Source organism: Lactococcus formosensis, from assembly GCF_018403745.1.
Classification (GTDB): domain Bacteria; phylum Bacillota; class Bacilli; order Lactobacillales; family Streptococcaceae; genus Lactococcus; species Lactococcus formosensis.
In genome coordinates, this window is record NZ_BOVP01000002.1 from 115200 (window position 1) to 136101 (window position 20902).

Here is a 20902-nt window from a genome sequence, read left to right on the forward strand (position 1 = left end):
TCGCTGCGTGAAGCATTTCACGTTACAATTAAGATTGTGTTATAATGGTGAAGAATTTAACTATATCATACTCAAAATCAAAGCAATATTTCTAAATGAAAGAGCAGAAGAGAGGTTTGTGAGTTTCAAATAAGGAGGCGAGATGACCCGAACAGTCGCTTTTTTTAGTGGCTTCTATGTCCCATTTTTTGGTGGCATCGAAAGATACACTTATAATATTTCAAAAAAATTGGTAGCTCGCGGTTATCGAGTAATCGTTATAACCTCGAAACATTCAGATGACCTTTGTGATGAATCTATTGAGGATGGGATTAAAATATACCGACTTCCTATCTACAATTTTGGCAAGAAACGCTACCCATTCCTCAAAAAAAACAAAACATATAAAGAATTATTAAAGAAAATTAAAGCAGAAAACATTGATTATTTTGTTATCAATACTCGTTTCCAACTCCCTTCATTACTTGGAGCAAAAATAGCAAAAGAGCAAGGAAAGCAAGCTATAGTTACAGAGCATGGGACAACCTATCTTACGACCAATAATAAATTTTTAGATAAAATATTGAACATCATCGAAAAGCTTCTGATTGCTCGAGTTAAAAAGAATTCCAAAATATTCTATGGTGTCTCTCAGGAAGCAGCTGATTGGTTGTCAGAGTTTGCTATAAAATCCAAGGGTGTCCTTTATAACGCTATTGACAGCAATGATTTTTCAAAATATTTCAAGAATAAAAAAACTGAAAACAAAATAAAAATTAGTTATGCCGGTCGTTTGCAGCCCCACTTTAAAGGTGTAGAAACTCTTTTAGCGGCTTTTAGCAAACTTTCCAAAGAATTTGATAACCTAGAATTAACAATAGCTGGTGATGGACCTATTTATCAAGATATGGTAGCAAAATACCCTCAAGAAAACATTATATTTTTAGGAGAGATTTCTCATGATGGGGTAATGCAAATGAACAGTGAATCTGATATCTTTGTTTTACTTTCAAAAATTGAGGGATTTTCCACGGCTTTACTCGAAGCAGGCCTCTTAAAAAATGCACTTATAACAACAAATGTAGGTGGAGCAAGAGAACTTCTTCCAAATGATTCCTACGGATTCGTTATCGAAAACAACGAACAAGCTTTAATAGATGCCCTAAGACATCTCATTACTCATCCAGAAAAGCGCAAAAGTATGCAGGAAAAAACATCCACGCATATTATGAAAAATTTCACTTGGGAAATAACAGCTAATGCTTTTGAAACAGCTTTTTCTGAATTAGACGAGTTAGACAAGAAGCTTTAGTAATAAAAAAACCAGTCAGAAAATTTTCTCAACTGTTTTTTTATATGCGAATGACAAAAGGTACTTTCCTCAGAGTATCTTTTTTGTGTTCCTTTATAATTTTTTAAATATAAATACAGATCCCTTAGAAAGTAAATATTGTATAAGAGGTGTAGCAATAACAAATGGGATAAGTAATGTAAAATGAAGCGGACTCGGCCATGCCAAATTGAGGAAGTCCGTACCCACAATTAAAGCTACGAAAAACGACAGCTGTGTAAGCGTGAAAATCCATAAGCGATAGCGCTTAATAGTCCAAAATATCTTGCGTTGCATCAAAACATAGTTCCACGCAGAAAAAAGAACTGTCATCATAGCAAGCTCCGGATGTGAAATCCCCAAAGCCTTCCCTATTGCAACAATAAGGATTGCTCCTACTGCAATACTGAAACCAACGGGAAAGGCGCGCTCAAATAGCGTTTGCAAAAAACTTCCTTCTACTTTGGAGAAATCTGACTCAAAACTCAAGAAAAAAGAAGGAATTCCGACAAAAAATGCGGTCAAAACAGTAAGCTGAATTGGCTCGAAAGGATAGACACTCCCAACAACCAAAGTCAAAACAGTCAAAGCTATCGAAAACATCATCCGCACCATTAACAAGGAGCCTGTACGTGTTAGATTATTAATCACACGTCGCCCTTCATTTACAATATAGGGCATTGCCGAGAAATTATTATCCATTAAAATAAGATTTGCCGTTTGTTTCGCTGCTTCACTACCTTCGCGCATGGCAATTGAACAATCAGCTTCCTTAAAGGCCAAAATATCGTTGACACCATCTCCCGTCATCGCTACTGTGTGTCCCTGCTTCTTCAGGATTTGCACCATCATTTTTTTCTGTTGTGGGGAGACACGACCAAAAATTTGAAAATTTTCTACTGCAAACTCTAGTTCTGCATCTGTTTTTATTTGACTGGCATCAACATATTGCTCAGCATCTGGTAAGGAAACAGCCTTCGCAATTGCCGATACGGTCACAGGGTCATCCCCAGAGATAATCTTACAGCGTACACCTTGCTTTTTAAAGTAAGCCAATGTCTGTTTGGCATCGTCACGTAAGACATCAGAAATAACAATGAGCGCTTCTGCAGTTAGGTCTTCAGGAAGTCGGTCTCTATCAAGTGCTTGTTTTGAGCGGGCCAACACTAACACACGATAACCCTTTTCTGCATACTTTTGTGCGTGCTGTTCTAACACGGTATTTCCCTTTGGAAACAAAAACTGCCAAGCACCTAAATAAAAGGTCCCTTCTGTAAACTCAACTGCGCTGTATTTTCTCTCAGAAGAAAATGGCAACACTTGAGAAACATTATAATTCTTTAATGAAGCAAAATACTTCCTTAAGGCTTGGGCAGTGACATTTTGATCTGGAAGAATCTCTAGTAGGTTCCCCATAACATGAGCAATGTGTTGCTCCGAACATTCAGCCAAACTCTCGATATGTTCTACCTCCATCTCACCTGTCGTAATAGTCCCCGTTTTATCCAAACAAAGCACATCCACTCGTGCAAGTGCATCGATCGTATGGAGCTCTTGAACCAATACTTTTTGCTTCACTAAATTGATAACACCTAGCGTTAAAGCCATACTGGTCAATAAAATCAAACCTTGCGGGAACATCCCCTCTAGAGCAGCAACTGTTCCCAAAACAGCCTGTTTGTGCCCCGTATCAATGACATAAAATAACTTGAGGTAAAGCATAATGCCCAACGGAACCATAATAAAACTCACGATGCGTACAACCTTTGCTAAACTGTCACGCAACATTCGCTTCTGTTTCTTTATTTTTTGAGCTTCATGGGCCAATTGATGAATATAATTGTCTTTTCCTACATGAATAACCCGTGCAACTGCTGTGCCACTTGTGACAAAACTTCCAGAAAAAAGTTTCGCTCCCTCTTTTTTACTCAGCGCATCTGCCTCGCCAGTAAGCAAAGCTTCATTAACTTCCAGTTGACCTTCAATGATTTGGCTGTCACACGGAATTTGATCCCCAAGTCCCAGAAGAATAATATCATCAAGCACAAGCTCTTCTTGTTTTAATTCAATCTGTTTCCCTTGACGAAAAGTCTTGACCTTACTTGTATTCAATAAAGAAAGCTTGTCGAGCAAGCGACGTGCTTTAATTTCCTGATATAAACCAATTCCTGCATTCACCGCAACAACAATAATGAAAAGCGCATTTCGATGCGAGCCCACTGAAAGCACTAAAATAAAAAGGAAAATATTGATTAAGTTAAAAAAAGTCAGCAAATTACTCGCAAAAATTTGGCCGTATGTTTTACTGCTCTCATTCTTTGCGATATTGACCTGACCTGAATTTAAACGTTTCTCAACTTCTTTTTGTGTCAAACCTTCATATTTAAATAGCATAAGCTCTCTCCTAACTCTTATTCTATCCTAACATTATTAGAGAAGCAAACACCTTACATTTTCGAAATAAAACCCCGTCACAATGAGGACGAGGTGAATTGGTTTATTTTGTTTGACGTGCCATTGAAGACTGTACATTGAATTTACGTTGAATAAGGAAGCGAATCCCCATCACAGCTGCCCCAAGAATAATCGTCAGGTAAGGCGCAAGTACGATATTGATGGATTTTGGTAAGAGGGCTACTAAGACAGAAACACCTGCCCATGCAACCATCGCGACAGCTAACATCGCAAAACCTTTACCTTTTTTCTGTGGGCGTTGTGCACTATAGAAGTATTTGTACATCCAGTACATCACCAAACCAGCGAGAGCGGAAGAGGCCAGCGTTGTCAAAAGACCGTAAACACTTGCTTGTGGTTGGAAGAGACCCATCAATCCCATAACCACTGAAATCACACCAAAAAAGAGTAAAGCACTATCTAACCACATCAAGAAGGGCGATTCATTTTTCGCTGTTTCCTGACGTTTCACCTTATCTTCTTCAGGTTTATACTGTGTCACAAATTCCATTGGTGCCCCCAATAATTTGCGGGCTAGAATGCCTTCCTTTTGTCCTTCGATGATTTTTGGCAAGATTTCAGCAAGTATTGTTTTGATTTCCTCGTCTGATTTTCCTAAAAGCATCAATTGCTTTGTTACGTTATGTACATATTCGCTATTTTTGGCAGTGAGTTGCTCGATTAGATTTTCCATATCTCCTATTATATAAAAATTTTGGTGAAATTTGGAAATAAAACTTGATTTTTTTAATAAAAAAATGTTATACTAATTTGGTATGTTATTTTGAGGGTTTCTGTAAGAATTGTGTTTCAGATCTGAATTTTTAGAGATGCTCTTTAAAAAAAGCATAAAATTTTTAAGGAGGAACCAAACCATGTCAAAAGAATGTTATTTTACTGGTCGTAAGACTGTATCAAGTAATAACCGTTCACACGCTATGAACCAAACTAAACGTGTAGTTAAACCTAATCTTCAAAAAGTTCAAATTCTTGAAAACGGTGAACTCAAAACTGTATGGGCTTCAGCTAAAGCATTGAAAAAATTGCCTGCAGGCGTTGAGCGTGTATAATTGGATAAAATAAAGAAAGCTAGTGAATTTTATTTACTGGTCTTTTTTATTCTCTTCTCCTTATTCAATACTTCAGAAGCCAAAGGTCATGACTAACGATTGATCTTTGGTTTTTTATCTTCTAAAACTCTTTCAGCTCATGTGCTTTTCCTAAAGCACTTACACGGCTAAATTGACCAAAAAACCAACAAAACAACTGTTCTATTTTACAAAATTATGATAAAATGAAGTGATACATAAATTATTATGGAGGAAAGTGCTGTATGATTCAACAGCACGCATATGAAAATGACCGTTACTATTAATACTCAACATGGTAATGTTGACATTGCAACAGATGTTATCGCTACTGTTGTAGGTGCAAGCACTACTGAAATTTTCGGCGTTGTCGGCATGACAAGCAAAAATGCTGTAAAAGACAATTTCCGTAATATCCTCGGACAAGAAAACTATTCTAAAGGTGTTGTCGTTACGACAACCGATAACCAAACAATCATTGGTGTTTATGTTGTTGTCAGCTATGGTGTTAAAATTAGCGAAGTTGCCAAAAACATCCAAGAACGTATCCGTTTTAATCTGGAAAATCAACTTGGCATTGTAGCAGCTAAAGTCAATGTGTATGTACAAAATGTGAAGGTGGTCGAAGACTAGTGTCAAATATTAACGCAAGTAAATTTCAAGAAATGATTCAGGCGGCAGCAAGTCGCCTTAACGAACAAGCTGAATATGTCAATTCTCTGAATGTCTTTCCTGTCCCAGATGGAGATACAGGAACAAACATGGGGATGACAATCACAAATGGTGCCAAAGATGTCGCTGAAAAACCAGCCGAAACTGTTGGTCAAGTTGCTCAAATCCTTTCCAAAGGTTTGCTCATGGGCGCTCGTGGTAACTCTGGAGTTATCCTTAGTCAAATCTTCCGCGGTTTTGGACAATATGCTAAAGACTACGATGAACTTGATGGTATTCATTTAGCTAATGCTTTGCAAAATGGTGTTGAAGTCGCTTATAAAGCGGTTATGAAACCTGTTGAAGGTACAATCTTAACTGTTTCACGCGGTGCAGCAGAACTTGCAAATCGTAAAACTAATGAAACTGACGATGCAACAGCTATTATGGAAGCTGCTCTTGAAGGAGCTAAAATCGCTTTAGCGAAAACTCCAGATATGTTGCCAGTCCTTAAAGAAGTCGGTGTTGTCGATTCAGGTGGTCAAGGTTTAGTTTATATCTACGAAGGCTTCTTGATGGCTCTCAACGGTGAATTCGTCCCTGAAAATCCTGAGCAAGGCTTAGGTGCCATGGACCGCATGATCAACCTTGAGCACGAGTCTGAAACAAGTGTTGCGGGTGCTTCCACAAGCGATATCAAATACGGCTACTGTACAGAGATTATGGTCGAATTAGGCCAAGGTCCAACAGCACGTGAAAGTTACGATCACGATAATTTCCAAGCTTACTTGGCGGGTATCGGTAATTCACTTTTAGTTGTTGATGACGAAGAAATCGTTAAAGTCCATGTCCATACTGAAGATCCTGGTCTTGTTATGCAAGAAGGCCTTAAATATGGTCGTCTGGTTAAGGTTAAAGTTGACAACATGCGCCTCCAAAACGAAGGTGTTGCTGAAAAAGAAAAAACAAACAACATCAGCACTTCTACTTCTAAATCTGACTGGGGATTGATTGCCATCGCTGCTGGTGATGGTCTTGCTGACATTTTCCGTGAAATGGGTGTACAGCATGTCGTTTCTGGTGGTCAAACAATGAACCCATCAACAGAAGATATTCTCAAAGCTATTGAAGCTGTCAATGCCGAAAAAGTTATTATTCTTCCAAATAATAAAAATATCTTCATGGCTGCCAAATCTGCCGCTGAAGTTTCAGACATCCCTGTTGAAGTGATTGAAACAGCAACTGTCCCTCAAGGTTTTACTGCCTTGCTCAGCTTTGACCCAACAAAATCAATTGAAGAAAACAAAGAAAATATGACTGCTTCTTTGGCAGACGTACAATCTGGTGCAGTGACACAAGCTATTCGTGACACTAATATTGATGGTATTGACATCCACAAAAAAGATACCCTTGGCATGGTCAACAATAAAATTGTCGCTTCAACCAAAAAAATGAACGACGCTATCTTTGCTGCTTTTGAAAAGATGATTGATGAAGACAGCGAGATTGCAGCAATTTATATTGGCGCAGATGGTAAGAAATCAAATGCAGAACGTATCGCCAAAGAACTAGAGAAGCGTTATCCAGAACTTGAAGTAGAGATTCATGATGGTAAGCAACCCGTTTATCCATACATTTTCTCTGTAGAATAAAACAAAAAACTAGCCTCTCAAAGCTAGTTTTTTTGTGTGTTTTGTTTTCACGTGAAACATTCCTTTTTTTATTAGGCGCTCCCATACACAAATTTCCTCGAAATTACAAGTAATTCGTGTTATACTTATTGTAATGTCAAATACTTTTTACATTCACTAAAGGAGCATGCATGAAAACACTGAATACTGCCCGTATTGGTCAAATATATTATGTAAGTAAAATATTAAAATCTGAGCATGCTGGAAAACTTCGAGAGCTTGGTTTTACCCCGGATAAAGAAGTTGTTCTAATGTCCATGGATGGGGAAAATGCGCTTTTAAAGATTGGTCAGACACGTCTAGCATTGAGTAACCTCTATCTTAATACTATTTTGATTAAAGATGAACAATCAAATGAAGAAGTTATACCTCTTTCATCTTTGAATACCGGACAAAGTGGTGTTGTCCGAATGCTTGATGGCCAAGGAGAAATAAAGCGCCGGCTTATGGATATGGGAATTACGAGAGGGACACGTATCTCTGTACATAAGCTTGCACCTTTAGGAGACCCCATGGAACTCCATCTTCGTGGTTACTCTCTATCTTTAAGAAAGAAAGATGCTGAAAAAATAAAAATTGTTAGCCAAGACTAAAAGGAAATACAGATGACTAAAATCGCTTTATTGGGAAATCCCAACAGTGGAAAAACAAGCATTTTCAATATAATAACTGGCAGTAATCAGCAGGTAGGAAACTGGCCAGGTGTAACCGTCGAGTGTAAAACAGGACGCTATAAAAAAGACAAAAATATCGCGATTCAAGATTTACCTGGAACTTATTCTCTTTCCCCTTATACTTTAGAAGAACAAGTTACACGAAATTATCTCAGTGAAACACCCCCAGATGTGCTTCTCAATATTATAGATGCAACAAATCTTGAACGCTCACTGTATCTCACATTGCAACTCATGGAGTTTAATATTCCTATCGTTGTCGCTTTAAATATGAGCGACTTGCTAGAACATCAAGGTAAACAGATTGATATCGAAAAATTGTCCTATAGTTTAGGTTTACCTGTCGTACTTACGAGTGCTCTAAAGAAGAAAGGACTAGACGAGGCTATTCGGAAAGCTTGTCAGCCTCTTGAAATCACTCCTTTAGATTATGATCATCGTCTTGAAAGCGCCTTGGCAGAAATTCAAACGATTTGTCCCCAAGCCAAGAATCATTTTGACCAAATTAAACTTTTCGAAGGAGACAGTTTAGCCTTAGCCACCCTCACTGCCTCACAACGGCAAGAATTAGATGAAATCGTAGCGATTACCGAAAGAATTATGGGCGATGATCGTGAGTCAATCATCGTCAACGAGCGCTATGATTTAATTAGCCAAATTATTCGTTTGGTTGTTACAAGTACGCAAAAAGGACAACTTAACCTAACAGATAAAATCGATCGTATCGTTACCCATAAATGGCTGGGACTCCCTATCTTTATCCTCATCATGTGGTTGGTCTACTTCTTGGCTATACAAGTCATTGGTACACCTGCTAGCGATTGGCTTAACGATAACTTTTTTGGTGGTTTTTTGCCAGATGTTTTACACCAAGCAATGGATAGCTTGGCGATTGTTCCTTGGGTCCAATCTCTACTCCTCGATGGTGTCCTCGCCGGAATCGGTGCTATCCTAGGCTTTGTTCCACAAATCTTCGTTCTATTCCTCCTGTTAGGCTTTCTTGAAGATTCAGGCTATATGGCTCGTGTCGCATTTGTCATGGATCGTATTTTTAGAAGGTTCGGCTTATCTGGTAAATCCTTCATCCCTATGTTGATTTCTTCTGGCTGTGGTGTACCGGGAATTATGGCTACACGTACTATTGAACAAGAAAGAGACCGAAAAATTACCATCATGGTTACCACCTTTATGCCTTGCTCAGCCAAGTTGCCAATCATTGCCTTAGTTTCGGGGGCCTTTTTTCACTCTACCAGCTGGGTTGCACCTAGCGCTTACTTCTTAGGTATGGCCATGATTATTCTCTCAGGGATAATTTTGAAAAAAACAAGAATGTTCGCAGGAGATACTTCCGCTTTCATCTTGGAGTTGCCTACTTATCATCTGCCTCATTTTCCAACCGTCTTTAAATATGCGTTTGATCGAGGATTGAGCTTTATTAAACGCGCCGGGACAATTATTTTTGCGCTCAATGTTGCGCTCTGGTTCTTGTCAAACTATAGCTTCACTTTACACCAAGTTGAACCTGGTCAATCAATATTAGCAACACTCGGAGGGTACTTGAGTATTGTTTTTACTCCTTTAGGCTTTGGAGAGTGGAAAGCAACGGTAGCTACCTTGACCGGTTTAATTGCCAAAGAAACTATTGTCGGAACTATGAGCCAATTGTACGCCCAAGGTGCAGAGGTAGAAAATAACGGACGAGCCATTTGGACGGCTCTACAAAATAGCTACACACCACTGGCCGCTTATTCTTTACTTGTCTTCAACCTGTTATGTGCACCCTGTATTGCTGCGATTTCGGCAATTTATAAGGAGATGGGGGAAGTTAAATGGACTTTACGCGCTGTGGGCTTTCAAACCGCTGTGGCTTACAGTATGAGTTTCATCATTTATCAGTTGGGCTCTGCCTTTTTTACGCAGTCCATTAGCATTAGTACATTGCTTGCAACACTGCTCTTGGTTTTCGGTCTTTATCTTATCTTCCGTAGACCAAAATCTACATCGAACAAGGAGGAACTTTCTCTTGAACTTAGCTAGTATCATTCTTTTGTCTCTTATTTTAATCGCAGCTTTCTTTTCAATACGTAAAACAGTACGGAGCAAAGGGGCTTGCGATGACTGTACCACTACAACCTGTCCTGTTAAGGGTATTTCTGTCCTAGAAACCCCATCGAAAAAAGACTGTTGTGAATAATAAAAAACTTCCATTTAGGAAGTTTTTATTTTACTCTCAGAAAACTAAAGCCAGTACCATCAGTATAGCCTGTAGTAAAGAAAAGACCATTAATATTTTCACTGAAGCAATAAAAGTTTCACTTTTTACTTGTCTCTGCAGATAAGGGCGTGCTTGTTTAATGATGAAAGGCAAGAGTATAAACATAAGCAACATCAGCGGAGAGATTAACCCCAGAACAACTGCCACAACGATAAAAATGTATGCCAGTACAATAGCTAATGTCCACCAGCGGAGAGCATTCTTTCTCCCGATGTAATGCACAATAGTATAACGATGATTAGCTTCGTCCTCTTCCAAATCACAAGTGTTATTCGCCAGCATCAAGTTAGCAATTAACAAGGTACTTGGTAAAGCAACAAGGAAGGTTGATGCCAAAGTTGCAAAATCCCAAACAAAAACTGCACTTGTATTGATATACACACAAATCAGAAAAATTAAGTAGCCCATTGTTAAACCACTGGCCAGCTCACCTACAGGTAAACTTGATAAGGGTTTTGGTCCAGCTGAGTAAAAGATACCAATAAAGTAGCAGAAAAGTCCGAGCCAAAACACCGGCCAGCCCACAAGTCCTGCCACAATTAATCCTAAAATCAAGGAAATAGAGAAGAAGAAAAGTAATAAGCCCTTTATCAGCGACAGCGAGAGATTTTCTCGTCCGATGATATTGGTATTTTTCTTGTAATCTTCTGTATCTACAGCCTTATGATAATCATTGTAGTTGTCCCAGATGTCTACAAAACAGTTAAAGCAAAACATAGCTACAAAGTAGATGATTAATGGGCCAAAATTGGCTATTTGATAATGGTAAAGTGAATAAGCAACTCCCAGTATAAAAGGAAAAATGCTCGCTGTTTTAGCTTTCAGCTCAATAAGCTCAGCAAATATTTTAAAGTTCATTTTTAATAACTTCTTTGTAATAAGGTTTGGGTAACTTCCATCAAAATTTCACGGTTACGAGATTCTGGGAATTTCTCTATTTCAAGTAGTGCTTGATCTGTCAGATGTTTCGCTAAGAAAAGACTTCCTGTAATGCCTCCTAGATCAGTTACCAATTCGGAAAATTCGATACATTCTTGACGGCTCAGTCCTTCTGGCGCTTCCAGATAAGGTAGGACTTTCTCAGGCGCTTCTTCTTTTGCCAGCAACAAGGGTAAAGTATAAATCCCTTGACGAAAATCCGTCAATATGGGCTTGTCAGCCTCTTCCAAGCCGACTGTAAAATTAAGTACATCATCATAAATCTGAAAAGCAAGACCAATCGCTAAGCCAATTTTTCGTGCAGACCGTTGCATCTGCTTGTCACCACCAGAGAAATACACACCCTCCAAGCAAGCCAAGCTCAATAGTTCAGCGGTTTTACCACTGATAGCTTTTAGATAGCGTCTAATACTGTTATCGGCATTAAAAGCTGATTGCATCTGTGTAAGTTCACCTTGAAGTATCTTTTTCATCGATCTTGCATTCCGCGGCAAAAATGGCGTCGCTGCCATCGTTTCACAAAGCAACTCGAAGTAAACCGTATAAATAAAATCACCCGTGTATACTGCAACATCCTTGCCAAATTGTGCTTCTACACTTGGCAGACCTCGACGCAAAGGAGAATCATCAATAACATCATCATGGATCAACGTTGCCGAATGTAACAACTCCAAACTGGCTGCTATTTTAACCAAACGTTCTTCGTCTTCTATCTCGTCCTCAACTAAACCAGAGAATAGAAAAAAAAGCGCTGGCCGAACCATTTTACCTCCGCGCGTCGTAAACTTTTGTAATGCGTCACGTATATCTGTATTATTTACCGCTAAACGTTCTGTCATCATAGTTTGTACTGCGATAAGTTTTTCCTTAATTTCAGGATAGTCCTGCCAAAAATCTAGCACTTTTTCCCCTTACTACCTTATATCTATCGTTTTTATATCTCTCTTATTCTAGCAAAATCCACCTTAAATTTCGATATAAACGACTCACTTTTTTCTCTTACTACTTATTATCGAATTTCAATAATATTTTGTTGTGGCAAGCGGTAACTTGCTTGACCTTTTGCTTCTGATGAACCCAGTACAACCAAGAGCTCTGGACGGTAACGTTTATCGACTTCAAGAATTTCGTTCACGCGCTCTGTACGTTCAAAACCAAGGATAATATTGCCTTCATAACCTCTATTTTTGATGACATACATAAGATTCATCGTCACAAAACCGATATTCAGTGACAAGTAGCTTGCTTCCATCATCTCATCCATATTTTCGAACATTTGTGGATAACGACTATTGAAACGTTGCAGTTGTTCACTGTCCATTTCACCGGCGCCTGTACGTGCAATTTCACTTGAGCGTTCGGAAAGATTAGTATCACTAAAAATAGCAATAACTGCTCCTGCCTCTTTCACTTGCTGACCATTTTTTCCATTAACAACGGATAGAAGTTCTTGACGTTTTTGTTCACTCTCGACAATAACAAAATGCCAAGGTTGGATGTTATGTGCAGAAGGTGCTAAACTTGCAGCAGAGATAATCTGTTTCACATCTACTGTTGGTATTTTTTTACCATCAAATGTTTTTACAGCGTGGCGTTCTTTATTAATTTTTACAAAATCCATGAATATCCTCCTCTCATTATTGTACCAAATTTGCATATTTTTAGTATATAAAAAAGGGGTAAATCCCCTCTATTATCCTATTTGTTATATTCTCGCAAAAATTGAGACAAAGCAGACAAACCTTCGCGTAATGTCTTTTCATCCGTACAATAGCCTAAACGTGCATAGCCTGGCAAGTCAAACCTATTTCCCGGTACTAAAAGGACACCTTTGTTTTTAAGCAAGGCCACACAAAATTCTTCTGTTTGGGACGGATCGAGCGTTTCAAATTTCACAAAGCTTGTCGATACTGCTTTAGGATATATCATTGATACCAGTGGCTCATGTTCCACCCACTCTCGAAGTATTTGCAAATTATTAGTGACAATTTCTTTATTGCGCGCCAGCACTTGATCACGGTGCTTTAAGACTAAGGTTCCTAAGGCGTCGTCAAAGACTCCACAACAAATCATTGTATAATCACGGTATTTACGAAACTCATCTGCTAGCTTTTCATCTTGAGTCGCTACCCAACCTAAACGTACACCAGGTACAGAATATGTTTTAGAAAGTGAGTTTGTCGAGATACCTTTTGCATACAAGTCAACAATTGGCGCATAATCTTCCGAATCATCAAGAGGCAAGTAAACCTCATCAACCAAGACATATGCCCCAACGGTTTGAGCTAGCTTAACAACCTCTTCCAAAAAGGCGCGGTTTAAGGTTGTACCTGTTGGATTATTGGCATTGTTTAAACAAATCATCTTTGTATTTGGTCGAATCATCTGACGAAGTTCATCCAAGCGTGGATACCAGTTTTCAGCTTCATAAATTTGCCAGAACTCAATTTCTGCTCCTAAAGAACGTGGAATGTCATAGAGCTGCTGGTAGCTAGGATACTCTGCAATCACATGATCTCCCGGCTCGATCAAGCCATACAAGACCAGATGATTAGCACCCGTTGCGCCATTTGTCGCCAAAATATTTTCTGCTGGAACTTTCGTATAAAGTTTGGAAACTTCTTGCTTAAATTCAGGAGAGCCTTCAATCCAACCATAGTTAAATTTTTCCTGCATCAAGCGAGACATAAAGCTTTGGCCCTTGTCTTCTTCCAGATTTAATATTTCTTGCAGCGTCATGGATGAAATCGTTGATTGCGCAATGTCATAAACTGCTTCTTTTTCCCATACGTTGAGCCATTCTTCTACTCCAAAACCATCTATCTTCATATGTGCCCTCCTAAATATCAATTATAGTATAAGTATAGCATTGTGCGTCCAGTATTTTAAAGCAATCTTCCATTGGAAAAAAGATTGTCTTTGTATTGTCATTAGGGTGTAACGTCATAATCTCATGCTCTTCTAACATTTCACGGTCAAAATAAACATGTAGATTCGCCTGCTTATTGTCCACCAGCCCAAAGATCGAAACAATCCCCGGCTGTAAATCAAGCATCTTTTCCAACCGTTCCTCTGATACAAAATGGAGACGATTTACTTTAAGTATCTCTCCCAGTTTGTTCATTTCAACTCGCTTACTGTCATCCATAATAACCATGTAGAATTGCGTAGATTTTTTATTAGCCAAAACCAAAGTTTTCGACCTACAACCTTCATGTCCTTCAATATAATGGTCAGATTCTTCTGTAGAATGACTGGCCGGATGCTCGACAATTTTATAGGGAATTTCGAGCTGAGCCATTAACTTCTCTACTTCTTTAAAGTCTCTCATTCAGCCTCCTTATATAAGAAAAAGGCCGCGCAAAACACGACCTCTTTAATTTTAATCAGCAACAATTGTTGTTCCTGAACCGTTTGCCAAGAAATCTTCAAGATTTTCAAGGGAAGTAATTGTAGCGGCACGACCTGTACGTTCCACAAAAGCCATGGCTGCTTCAACTTTTGGTTTCATAGAGCCTGTAGCAAATTGACCGTCTTCCAAGTAGGCACCAATTTCAGACAAAGTAACTTTTTCTAATTTCTTTTGATCTGGTTTGTTGTAATTAACAAAAACATTGTCCACACCTGTCAAAATCACTAACTCGTCACCATCCACAAGCTCTGCCAGTTTAGCTGCTGAAAAGTCCTTGTCTATTACAGCCTCCACTCCTGTGTATGTACCGTCTTCATGCTCAACTACAGGGATACCGCCGCCGCCAGATACAGTAGTTAAAACTGCAGCATCTAACAGTGGTTTGATGGCTTCTGCTTCTACAATACGTTCTGGTTTTGGACTGGCAACAACACGACGATACCCACGACCTGAATCTTCGACAAATTTCCAATCTGGATATTGTTTCAACATTTTGTTCATCTGTGCTTCGTCATAGAATGGGCCAATCGGTTTTGTTGGGTTTTCAAACGCAGGATCGTTACTGTCCACCACGACACGTGTGACAACAGAAGCTACAGGAATTCGTTCCAAGCCTTCTTTGATTAAAGCTTTAGTAAAGGCTTGAGTCATCCAGTATCCGATTTGCCCTTGAGTCATAGCCACAGCTGTATCTAAAGGCATCGCAGGATTTTTAGCACTGTCTGATCCCAGTTGTTGCAAAAGTAAATTACCAACTTGAGGGCCATTACCATGCGTCACAACCATTTCTACATCGTTATCCTTAATGAGCGGAATCAATTGACTCGCTGTAACTTCAAGTGCTTCTTGTTGTGCTTGAGCTGTTGGATCATCTGTCAAAATAGCGTTACCGCCAAGAGCAACTACAATACGTCTAACCATAATTATTTTCTCCTATTTTATATTATTAAAGCGCTTACTTTGCGCTTGAAAGAATAAAACTTTTGATTGCTCAAAAATTTTACTCTAAATTTTCTTTTTAAATACCAAGTAACTCTCTCAAACCAAACTGATTAGCAAGCAAGCCATAAAGAGCCAGCAAAGCTGCGAGAGTAAAGATAATAATAGCAAACCATTCGCCTGTTGAAATAGTTCTGTTGTTTTCACGTTTTGCACGGATATAGAGGACAAAACCAACAACATACAGAATAGAAGCCATCCAAACGAACTGCCAACCACTCAGGTAAAGGGCAATGATTTGGAATGCCATAGCAAAGAAACCAATCAACACATTCTTAGTTGATTTTTCAACTAAACCAACTTTTAACAGATATGCACCGACAAGGGCATAGCAGACCATAATTACTGCAGTACAGAGGTAAACAAAGACATTGTAAGCATCTGAGGCAAAGTAAGTGATGATGATAAAAAGCTGTACAAAACCTTGAGTCAGAAGTAATGAATTAACAGGTGCACCAGCTTTATTTTCTTTTCCAAACCAAGCAGGCAAGAGCTTTTGCGAAGCCAACTGAGAAGTTGACTCAACTGGAAGCATGGTCCATGATAGCCAAGCTCCGAGAAGCGAGATGATCAGCCCAATAGCCATCAAATTACCACCCCAAGGGCCAACCATTTCACGTAAGATACCAACCATACCTGGTTGTGGCATACTTGCAAGCTGTGCTTGATCCAAGTACCCATAAGGTAAGAGCGAAAGCAAGATATAAATCACTAGCAAAGTAAACAATCCAATAATTGAAGCTTTACCAGCATCTGATTTTTTCTTAGCACGGTCGCCCATCATTGCCGCACCTTCAATACCAACGAAGACCCAAATCATAACCATCAAGGAACTTTGAATCTGTCCGATTAATCCTGAGGCAGTCATCTGAGTAAATGCTGCTGATCCATCTGCATTAATGACGACATTTTGCCAAAAATGTTCTGTAAAGACTCCTGCTTTAAACATAACAATGGCAACAATGGCAAAAATTGCGATTGGAATTAATTTAGCAATAAGTACAATAGCATTGATTACTGCTGCCCCTTCAACCCCACGAATAACAAGTGCAGTTAACGACCACGAAACGACTGAAACAACGATGACTGATAAAAAGGTCAAAGAACCGTCTTCATTAGCAAAAACACCAGGAAAGAAATAGTTGACAGATGTCATCATCAAAACAGCGAAAGCCACGTTACCTGCCCAAGCAGACAACCAGTAACCCCAGCCTGATAAGAATCCGGCAAAATCACCAAATCCTGCGCGGGCGTAATCTGAAACACCGGAGAGTTCTGGTTTATTCACAACGAGGTGATTTAAGCTCAAAACGAGCATAAGAATACCAAAACCAATAAAGAGCCATGAAATGACCACACCACCTGGTGTAGCTCCATTTGCCAAGTCGTTCGAGAGGTTAAATACCCCTCCACCAATAGCTCCGGATACGATAATTGCGACGAGGGCCATGAGCCCTATTCCTTTTTTATTTTCTACTTCCATATTACTTCCTATTTTTTTTCATAAAGTCATATGCTTTAAAAAAGTCTCCAATTATGAAAATATACGAGGTCTGACCTTTTCAAAACAAGAGTTATAGAGGGAACCAAAAATATTTTTTCCAGATTTGTGCAAACTTCCCACCGGTATTAGGAAGTGGAAAGTCTGTCAAATCCGGAAAAAATCAAATTCAAAATTTATTATTTGATACTTGGTACATCTGGAATAAAGAGGTTACCCAAAGTTGCTGCCATGATTGCCTTGATTGAGTGCATGCGGTTTTCAGCTTCTTCAAATTGACGTGCATATTTAGAACGGAATACTTCGTCAGTAACTTCCATTTCAGTCAAGCCATACTCTTCTTTAATTTCTTTACCGTATTCAGTTTCAGTGTCGTGGAAAGCTGGCAAGCAGTGCATGAAGATGAGCTCTTCATCTGGAGTTCCAGTCAATTTCATCATATCCATTGTGATACGGTATGGAGTGAGTAGTTCCACACGTTCTTCCCAGTTTGATTCACCCATTGATACCCATACATCTGAGTAGATAATGTTTGCACCTTTAACCCCTGTTTCAATATCTGCAGTTGTTTCTGGTTTTGCACCTGACTCAGCTGCAAATTTGCGTGCAATTTCCATAACTTCTTCTGAAGGTTGAAGTGATTCAGGCGCTACAATAGTTACGCTCACTCCAAGCATCGCTCCTGTTACGATAAGAGAGTTGGCCATGTTATTACGACCATCACCAACATAAGCAAGTTTAAGACCTTTAAGATAGCCAAACTCTTCTTTGATTGTCATGTAGTCTGCAATCATTTGAGTTGGATGCCAATCATCAGTCAAGCCATTCCATACAGGAACACCTGAGTATTTTGCCAAGTCTTCGACTTCTTTTTGTGAGAAACCACGACGTTCAATCGCATCAAACATTGATCCAAGAACACGGGCAGTATCTTCAGTAGATTCTTTGATACCAAGTTGAATATCATCCTTACCAAGATACTCTGGGTGAGCCCCGAGGTCGATAGCTGCAGTTGTAAATGCGGCACGTGTACGTGTAGAAGTTTTAGCAAAAAGCAAGGCAATATTTTTTCCTTCAAGATAGTGGTGAGGAATGTTATTTTTCTTCAATGCTTTTAAGTGAATAGCGAAGTCAACAAGATATTGAATTTCTGCAGGTGTAAAATCTTTTTCTGCTAAAAATGAACGGCCTTGGAAAACTGAGTTAATTTTTGGTGTTTGCATTTAATTTTCTCCTAAATATAATTTTTTTATTTTTTAAAATAAGGACATTTGCTTGTGCTGTAAGCAATAAGGTGTCAACAAGGTTGACAGAGCTGTAAACCAAGCAAATAAAGAGTGGGTATTTGATTAAATATCTTCACGCCACAATGGTTGAGACATACAACGTGCCCCACCACGACCACGTGCCAACTCACTTGAAAGAATCTCATGGACTTTGATACCATGTTCTTTAAGTAATTCGATTGTGATATAGTTACGGTCATAAGTAACAATTTCACCAGGAGCGATAGCTAATGTGTTTGAACCATCATTCCATTGTTCACGTGGTGCAACGATTGGATCACCATTACCACATTCAATCAAGTCAAGTTCTGAGAGTTCCAACACTTTCTTAAGAGCAACTTTAAGATCTGTCAAATGTTCAATTTCCACATCTCCATCTTTACCCGGACGTAAGATGAATGCATTGATATTTCCAGAACCATCAAAGATTCCTGGGAAGACTGTAAACTGATCATGATTAATCATTGTAAACACTGTATCCAAGTGCATCATTGCGTGATTATGCGGAATTTCAACAGCAAGTACAGTGTCAAAGGTTGACAATGGGTTTGCAAACAATTCTTTTGCTAAAGCTTGAATTGTTTTAGATGAAGTACGTTCAGACACACCAATAGCTACAGTGTGTTTGTTTAATACGAGTTCATCACCACCTTCGATACGTGTTGTATGGTTACGATCTCGCCAAATTGGAGTATCTTTAAAACGTGGGTGATGTGCCATTACATATTCAGTAATCAATGATTCAGGTTGACGTGCTGGGAAAGTCATTTTGTTGATGGTCATCCCTACACCCATAGATGCTTGTGGATCACGTGTGAAGTAGGCATTTGGCAATGGATTGAGGTAGAAATAGTTTTCGGCATCAGAACCAGCCATATCGCTAAGAACTGTACGTTTTAGGTCCAATTCATTTTTACGAACACCGGCATAAATCTTGTCAACCATTGCTTTTGTGTCCATACTTGACAAGTACTCAGTCAAACCTTCAAGTGTACGCCCTGGACGATATCCAGCTTCATGTAAGAGACGGGCCAAGAAATCTTTTTTAACACTTTCCGTTTGAAAAACATCTGTGGCAAGATCTTCTATGTAGACTGTTTCTGCCCCATTATCACGTAATGTTTGAGCAAAGAAATCGTGTTCCTTCTGCGCAATTTTCAAGTAAGGGATATCATCAAACAAGAGTTGGTGCATTGTGTCTGGTGTGATGTTTTCGACTTCAGCACCTGGACGATGAAGGAGAACTGATTTAAGTTTTCCGATTTCTGAGTTGACATTGATTGCTTTTTCCATGAGATAAGCATCCTTTCTTTTATATAAAACTATATATTAAAATTGTAAAAGCGCTTTCAACACCTTTTATTATAGTCTAATCTTTTTTTGAATGCAAATTGAAGATTATTATAATAATGCGCTTTCATTTTGTTAAAAATAATAAATATACAAAAAGAAACCAGTAATAGCAAGGTTGAGCCTTTGCACTGATTTCTTTTATCATTTTGTTATTTTTCTTTGTTTTTTCTAATTTGTTTGCTTCTGAGTTGGCCACAAGCAGCATCAATGTCTGTACCATGCTCTTGGCGCACAACACAGTTGATGCCATTTTTCTTGAGCACATCATAAAATTTCGCAGTATCATTTCGTGTTGAGCGTTCATATTTGATATGTTCAGCTACAGGATTATATGGAATAAGATTGACATATGAAAGTTTATTTCGTGGTTTTATTAAATCAGCCAATTCTTGAGCAATTTCTGGAGTGTCATTTTCTCCGGAAAGCATGATATACTCATAGGTTACACGACGATTTGTTGTTTCAGTATAATAATCTATCGCTTCAAAAAGTTTTTCTAGTGGTGCACTACGTGTGATGCGCATCAAACTTGTACGTAATTCATTGTTTGGTGCATGTAAAGAAATAGCCAAGTTCACTTGTAAGTTTTCATTTGCAAACTCTTTAATTTTTGCTGGCATGAAACCACAGGTTGACACAGTAATATGACGTGCTCCAATAGCAAGGCCGTTATCATCATTAATTGTGCGTAAAAAGTTCATTAAGTTTACATAGTTGTCAAATGGTTCACCGATTCCCATGACCACAACATGAGAAACACGCTCATCTCGGCCTTTTTCATCGAAGTACTTCTGAACCAACATGATCTGAGCAACAATTTCTCCAGCTGTCACATCACGCTCTTTTTTTAGAATACCAGAGGCACAAAACGTACAGCCCATGTTACACCCTACCTGTGTGGTTACACATACAGATAAGCCATAAGATTGACGCATCAACACAGTTTCAATCATCATTTTGTCTGGTAACATAAATAGATATTTAACTGTTCCATCTTCCGACTCCTGCACAACGACTTGCTCCAGAGGATTCATAATAAAATGCGCATTCAACTTTGCGATAAAATCCTTTGATAAGTTTGTCATCTCTTCAAACGTTTGAACACGTTTTCGGTAGAGCCAATCCCATACTTGAGTTGCACGAAATTTTTTTTCACCATTTTCAATCGCCCAATCAATAAGTTGATCACGTGTTAAGCCATAAATTGTTTGTTTTTCCATTATATCTCCGATATTTTTCACAAAAAAACTTTTAGAGAATTTTTTTGCAT

At 38.8% G+C, this 20902-nt stretch carries 18 protein-coding genes; 6 read left to right on the top strand and 12 right to left on the bottom strand.

Annotation, left to right across the window (positions count from 1 at the left end; all coding sequences use genetic code 11):
- The first annotated feature begins 142 nt into the window (after window positions 1-142).
- The gene (locus KJS37_RS02920) at window positions 143-1291 is read left to right on the top strand and encodes a glycosyltransferase family 4 protein (protein ID WP_213495834.1); all 1149 of its coding nucleotides are present in this window, start codon (window positions 143-145) and stop codon (window positions 1289-1291) included.
- A 93-nt stretch (window positions 1292-1384) separates the two neighbouring features.
- On the opposite strand, the gene KJS37_RS02925 is transcribed toward KJS37_RS02920, so the two are convergent.
- Window positions 1385-3703, bottom strand: a complete 2319-nt coding sequence (locus tag KJS37_RS02925; protein WP_213495836.1) for an HAD-IC family P-type ATPase — start codon at window positions 3701-3703, stop codon at window positions 1385-1387.
- 103 nt (window positions 3704-3806) lie between these two features.
- Window positions 3807-4457 (bottom strand): DUF1129 domain-containing protein, encoded by a 651-nt coding sequence (locus KJS37_RS02930; RefSeq protein WP_213495838.1) that lies wholly within the window; start codon window positions 4455-4457, stop codon window positions 3807-3809.
- 181 nt (window positions 4458-4638) lie between these two features.
- On the opposite strand from KJS37_RS02930, the gene rpmB reads away from it, so the two are divergent.
- From rpmB to feoB, 5 genes are all read left to right on the top strand, one after another.
- Complete coding sequence (rpmB, locus tag KJS37_RS02935) at window positions 4639-4833, top strand: 50S ribosomal protein L28 (protein ID WP_003133678.1); 195 nt, start codon at window positions 4639-4641, stop codon at window positions 4831-4833.
- A gap of 288 nt (window positions 4834-5121) precedes the next feature.
- Window positions 5122-5484: an Asp23/Gls24 family envelope stress response protein gene (locus KJS37_RS02940; RefSeq protein ID WP_026063759.1), complete on the top strand. Its 363-nt coding sequence runs from the start codon at window positions 5122-5124 to the stop codon at window positions 5482-5484.
- The gene (gene fakA / locus KJS37_RS02945) at window positions 5484-7154 is read left to right on the top strand and encodes a DAK2 domain-containing protein (protein ID WP_017368715.1); all 1671 of its coding nucleotides are present in this window, start codon (window positions 5484-5486) and stop codon (window positions 7152-7154) included. The genes KJS37_RS02940 and fakA overlap by 1 nt, the downstream gene beginning before the upstream one ends.
- A 170-nt stretch (window positions 7155-7324) precedes the next feature.
- Window positions 7325-7786: a ferrous iron transport protein A gene (locus KJS37_RS02950; protein WP_213495840.1), complete on the top strand. Its 462-nt coding sequence runs from the start codon at window positions 7325-7327 to the stop codon at window positions 7784-7786.
- A 12-nt stretch (window positions 7787-7798) separates the two neighbouring features.
- Entirely contained in the window at window positions 7799-9904 is a 2106-nt protein-coding gene (feoB, locus tag KJS37_RS02955; protein WP_213495842.1) for a ferrous iron transport protein B, read from the top strand.
- Between the two features lie 193 nt (window positions 9905-10097).
- On the opposite strand, the gene KJS37_RS02960 is transcribed toward feoB, so the two are convergent.
- The 10 genes from KJS37_RS02960 to rlmN form a co-directional block, all read right to left on the bottom strand.
- A complete protein-coding gene (locus tag KJS37_RS02960) occupies window positions 10098-11000 on the bottom strand; it encodes a prenyltransferase (protein ID WP_213495844.1) in 903 nt (300 codons plus the stop codon).
- A gap of 2 nt (window positions 11001-11002) precedes the next feature.
- Window positions 11003-11983, bottom strand: a complete 981-nt coding sequence (locus tag KJS37_RS02965) for a polyprenyl synthetase family protein (RefSeq protein WP_213495846.1) — start codon at window positions 11981-11983, stop codon at window positions 11003-11005.
- Window positions 11984-12090: 107 nt separating this feature from the next.
- On the bottom strand, window positions 12091-12702 hold the full coding sequence (locus KJS37_RS02970; RefSeq protein WP_017368710.1) for a nitroreductase family protein: 612 nt from the start codon (window positions 12700-12702) through the stop codon (window positions 12091-12093).
- Between the two features lie 77 nt (window positions 12703-12779).
- Window positions 12780-13910 (bottom strand): aminotransferase, encoded by a 1131-nt coding sequence (locus KJS37_RS02975; protein ID WP_096368830.1) that lies wholly within the window; start codon window positions 13908-13910, stop codon window positions 12780-12782.
- 10 nt (window positions 13911-13920) lie between these two features.
- On the bottom strand, window positions 13921-14412 hold the full coding sequence (locus tag KJS37_RS02980) for a prolyl-tRNA synthetase associated domain-containing protein (RefSeq protein ID WP_165713344.1): 492 nt from the start codon (window positions 14410-14412) through the stop codon (window positions 13921-13923).
- 51 nt (window positions 14413-14463) lie between these two features.
- Entirely contained in the window at window positions 14464-15414 is a 951-nt protein-coding gene (gene arcC, locus KJS37_RS02985; RefSeq protein WP_213495848.1) for a carbamate kinase, read from the bottom strand.
- 97 nt (window positions 15415-15511) lie between these two features.
- A complete protein-coding gene (locus KJS37_RS02990) occupies window positions 15512-16975 on the bottom strand; it encodes a basic amino acid/polyamine antiporter (RefSeq protein WP_017368706.1) in 1464 nt (487 codons plus the stop codon).
- Between the two features lie 197 nt (window positions 16976-17172).
- Complete coding sequence (gene argF / locus KJS37_RS02995) at window positions 17173-18216, bottom strand: ornithine carbamoyltransferase (RefSeq protein ID WP_213495850.1); 1044 nt, start codon at window positions 18214-18216, stop codon at window positions 17173-17175.
- A gap of 126 nt (window positions 18217-18342) precedes the next feature.
- Window positions 18343-19572 carry an arginine deiminase gene (gene arcA, locus KJS37_RS03000; RefSeq protein ID WP_213495852.1) on the bottom strand — a complete coding sequence of 410 codons (1230 nt, stop codon included), beginning with the start codon at window positions 19570-19572 and terminating at the stop codon, window positions 18343-18345.
- Window positions 19573-19781: 209 nt separating this feature from the next.
- Complete coding sequence (gene rlmN / locus KJS37_RS03005) at window positions 19782-20852, bottom strand: dual-specificity RNA methyltransferase RlmN (RefSeq protein WP_213495854.1); 1071 nt, start codon at window positions 20850-20852, stop codon at window positions 19782-19784.
- Window positions 20853-20902 lie beyond the last annotated feature (50 nt).